Source organism: Aeromicrobium alkaliterrae, from assembly GCF_039529015.1.
Classification (GTDB): domain Bacteria; phylum Actinomycetota; class Actinomycetes; order Propionibacteriales; family Nocardioidaceae; genus Aeromicrobium; species Aeromicrobium alkaliterrae.
The window spans coordinates 662,859-666,485 of record NZ_BAAAME010000004.1 but is presented as its reverse complement, the minus strand read 5'-3'; the positions used below and the strand labels follow the sequence as shown (position 1 = coordinate 666,485).

4 protein-coding genes are annotated in these 3,627 nt (G+C 72.4%); 3 read left to right on the top strand and 1 reads right to left on the bottom strand.

Features of this window, described 5'->3' with window-relative positions; translation table 11 throughout:
* Positions 1-8: 8 nt before the first annotated feature.
* Positions 9-503, bottom strand: a complete 495-nt coding sequence (locus tag ABD127_RS11330) for an inorganic diphosphatase (protein WP_344201378.1) — start codon at positions 501-503, stop codon at positions 9-11.
* A gap of 104 nt (positions 504-607) precedes the next feature.
* Here ABD127_RS11330 and dacB point away from each other — a divergent pair, with 104 nt between their 5' ends.
* The 3 genes from dacB to ABD127_RS11315 form a co-directional block, all read left to right on the top strand.
* Positions 608-2,020 carry a D-alanyl-D-alanine carboxypeptidase/D-alanyl-D-alanine endopeptidase gene (gene dacB / locus ABD127_RS11325; protein WP_344201375.1) on the top strand — a complete coding sequence of 471 codons (1,413 nt, stop codon included), beginning with the start codon at positions 608-610 and terminating at the stop codon, positions 2,018-2,020.
* A 74-nt stretch (positions 2,021-2,094) separates the two neighbouring features.
* Positions 2,095-3,114: a zinc-dependent metalloprotease gene (locus ABD127_RS11320; protein ID WP_344201372.1), complete on the top strand. Its 1,020-nt coding sequence runs from the start codon at positions 2,095-2,097 to the stop codon at positions 3,112-3,114.
* Positions 3,115-3,385: 271 nt separating this feature from the next.
* A partial coding sequence (locus ABD127_RS11315) for a PP-loop family protein (RefSeq protein ID WP_344201369.1) occupies positions 3,386-3,627 on the top strand: 242 nt, incomplete at its 3' end.

Genomic DNA, 3,627 nt, shown 5'->3' with positions numbered 1-3,627 from the left:
TCGGTGGCTCAGTAGCCCCCGTTGTCCTTGAAGCGCTGGAAGCTGGCCTGGATCTCGGCCTCGGCCTCCTCGCGACCGACCCACAGCGAGCCCTTCTCGACGAACTTGCCGGGCTCGAGGTCCTTGTAGGTCTCGAAGAAGTGCTGGATCTCGCTCTGGTCGAACTCCGCGACGTCGCCGATGTCCTGCAGGTGCGCCTGGCGCGGGTCGTGCGAGGGGACGCACAGGATCTTGTCGTCGCCGCCGGCGTCGTCGGTCATCTTGAACATGCCGATCGCGCGGCACTCGATGACGCAGCCCGGAAACGTCGGGAACGGCAGGATCACGAGCGCGTCCAGGGGGTCGCCGTCGTTGCCCAGCGAGTCGTCGATGAAGCCGTAGTCGGCGGGGTAGGTCATCGAGGTGAAGAGGGTGCGATCCAGGCGGATGCGGTGGGTCTTGTGGTCGAGCTCGTACTTGTTGCGCTCGCCCTTGGGAATCTCCACGGTGACGTCGAAGATCACTAGTCCTCCAGAGGTGGTGGCCGGCCGGAGTCGCTCACGGCAGGCGTAGTCGTCGGTGGTCGCCCGCCATTCGAGCAGTCGACCGTCTCTATAGTCTGGCCCATGTGACGAGAGCGCAGGGCCACCGGGTGCGCAAGCGCACCGGCCATCCGGTGCTGCGGGCGCTCGCGTGGGTCACCGCCGCCGCAGTTCTGGTCGGCGCGATCGTCGGCGTGACGGTCCTGCACCAGCGCGGATCGCTCAACGACTTCCTGTGTGGCGGCGACTGCGGCGACCGCTACGTCACGGCGCCGGAGGACCTGGAGGCGCTCGATCCGGCGAGCCAGGAGCTGTCCGCGGTGCCGCCGGCCGACGTCGACGACGTGGCCGTGTCGAACGCGGTCGAGGCTGCGCTCGGCCAGCCGCTGCTCGGCCCGCACGTGGGCGTCTCGGTGCGCGAGCTCGACGGCACCGAGGTCCTCGCGACCTCGCCGGACGCCTTCATCCCCGCCTCGACCACGAAGGTGCTGACGGGCTACGCCGCGCTGACGACGCTCGACCCAGCGCAGCGGTTCACCACGACGGCGGTGCTCGACGGCTCGCGCCTCGTGCTGGTCGGCGGTGGCGACCCGTACCTCATGGCCACGCCGGCCGACAAGGGTTTCGCGGCCCCGGCCGACCTGGCGACGCTCGCCGACCGGACGGGCGCCGAGCTCGTCGAGAAGGGCGTCACCCAGGTGCAGCTGGCCTACGACGACACCCTGTTCACGGGCCCCGCCGACAACCCCGTGTGGGAGCCGTCCTACGCGGCGCAGAACCAGGTCAGCCCGATCACGGCGCTGTGGACCGACCGCGGCCGCGTCGACAAGCGCCGGGTCGAGGACCCCTCGGGCACGGCGGCGTCGATCTTCGCCGCGCAGCTCACCGAGCGCGGGATCACGGTGACGTCGGTCGAGCCCGGAGCGGCGCCCGCCGCAGGCACCCCGGTCGCCGAGGTCGAGGGCCCCACCGTCGCGCAGGCGGTCGAGCGGATGGTGCTCACGAGCGACAACGGGGCCGCCGAGGTGCTGGCGCGGCACGTCGCGATCGCGTCGGGCCAGGAGGGCAGCTTCACGGCCGCCGCCGCAGCCGTCACGACCGCGCTGGAGAACGCCGGGATCGAGACGACCGGCCTGGTGCTGACCGACGGCAGCGGGTTGTCGCGGCAGAACCGCATCGCACCCACCACGTTGACCTCGGTCGTGGTCGCCTCACGGCTCACCGCGCCCGAGCTCAGCGGCGACCTGCCGGTCGCGGGGTTCACGGGCACGCTCGTCGAGCGCTTCGTCGGCGTCCCCGGCCGCGGCCTCGCGCGCGTCAAGACCGGCGCCCTCAACCAGGTGCACTCGCTGGCCGGCACGGTCACGACGGCCGACGGGGTGGTCCTGTCGATCGCGGTCATGGTCGACCAGGCCGACCTCACCCGCCCTCTCGACTCGCGCGCCGCGGTCGACGCGGTCGTGGCCTCCGTGGCCGGGTGCACCTGCGCGGCGCCCTAGGGCGGGCCGGGGCGCCGGGCCCTCTCTGCGGGATTGGTGGAGCGGTCTTGGGCCGATGTCCGTAGGTTGAGGTCATGATCGACTGGCGGCTCGCCCGTGCCACGGGTGCCAAGCTCAGCCGTCCGGGGCCCGACGTGTCCCCGGCGGAAGCCTCCGAGATCGTGGAGGAGCTGCGGGTCGCATCCCTGCGCGCGCAGGGGCCCGTCCGCGAATTCACGGGGCTCTCGGCGCCGACCGACGCGACCCCCGTCCTCGTGGTCGACCGACCGCGCTGGATCGAGGCGAACCTCGGGTCGTTCTCCGAGCTGCTCGGCCCGACGCTCGAGAAGCTCGACGAGCGCACCAACGTCCTGACCCGCAAGGTCGGCGGGGCGGTGTCGGGTGCCGAGCTGGGCGCGGTGCTCGCGCTCGTGTCGAGCCGCGTCCTGGGCCAGTTCGATCCCTTCTGGACCGGGCCGAACGGCGAGCCCGGTCGCCTGCTGCTGGTCGCGCCGAACATCGTCCAGGTCGAGCGCAAGCTCGAGGTCGTCCCGGCCGACTTCCGCCTCTGGGTGTGCCTGCACGAGGAGACCCACCGGGTGCAGTTCACGGCCAACCCGTGGCTGCGCGACCACATGCGCAGCATCGTGCAGGACTTCCTCGACCAGACCGACGCCGACGCGGTCAGCCGGATCGCCGAGCAGATCGGCAAGGCGCTCCGCGGCGAGATCGAGCTGTCGCTGACCGAGCTGTTCCAGAGCGACGAGCAGCGAGCCCTCGTGGCCCGGGCGACCGGCGTCATGTCGCTGCTCGAGGGCCACGCCGACGTCGTGATGGACGGTGTCGGGCCGGAGGTCGTGCGCACGGTCGCCACGATCCGCCGGCGCTTCACGCAGCGCCGCGAGTCGGCTGGCCCGCTCGACCGCATCCTGCGCAAGCTGCTCGGCATGGAGGGCAAGCTCCGGCAGTACCAGGAGGGCGCCGTGTTCGTGCGCGCCGTCGTCGACGCCGTCGGCATGGAGGGCTTCAACGCCGTCTGGACCTCCGAGGAGACGCTCCCGACCCACGCCGAGGTCCTCGACCCCTCCCTCTGGCTCGCCCGCGTCGCCCCCTGAACCACCGCTCGCGAGTGAGTTCCCGCCCCGTCGCGAGTGACTTTCCGCCCCACGGCGAGTGAGTTTCCGCCCCTGTCGCCATCGAGCAGGGGCGGAAACTCTCTCCTGGCAGGGCGGAAACTCTCTCCTGATAGGGCGGGAATTCACTCGCGAGCGGTACGTCGGGGAGTGGGAGGGTGGGGGCATGGGTGCGGGTGACGGTGCGGGTGCGGGCGCGGGTGACGGTGCGGGTGTGGGTGTGAGCGGGGGGTCCGGGCGGTTGGATCCGGCGGTGGCGGCCGGACGGGCCGCGGTGCGCGACGCCCTGGCGGACGTCGAGGCCGGGCAGGTCGTGCTCGTCGGGGTCTCCGGCGGCGCCGACTCCCTCGCGCTGGCTGCATCCCTGGCCTTCGTCGGCCCGCGCGCCGGATGGGACGTCCGCGCCGTCGTGGTCGACCACGGACTGCAGGCGGGGTCCGGCCAGGTCGCCGAGCGCGCCGGCACCCAGTGCCGCGACCTCGGCCTGGCCGCCGA

Coding starts and splice junctions, on each gene's coding strand:
- ABD127_RS11320 (WP_344201372.1), top strand. CDS start 2,095: ATGATCGACTGGCGGCTCGCCCGTGCCACGGGTGCCAAGCTCAGCCGT.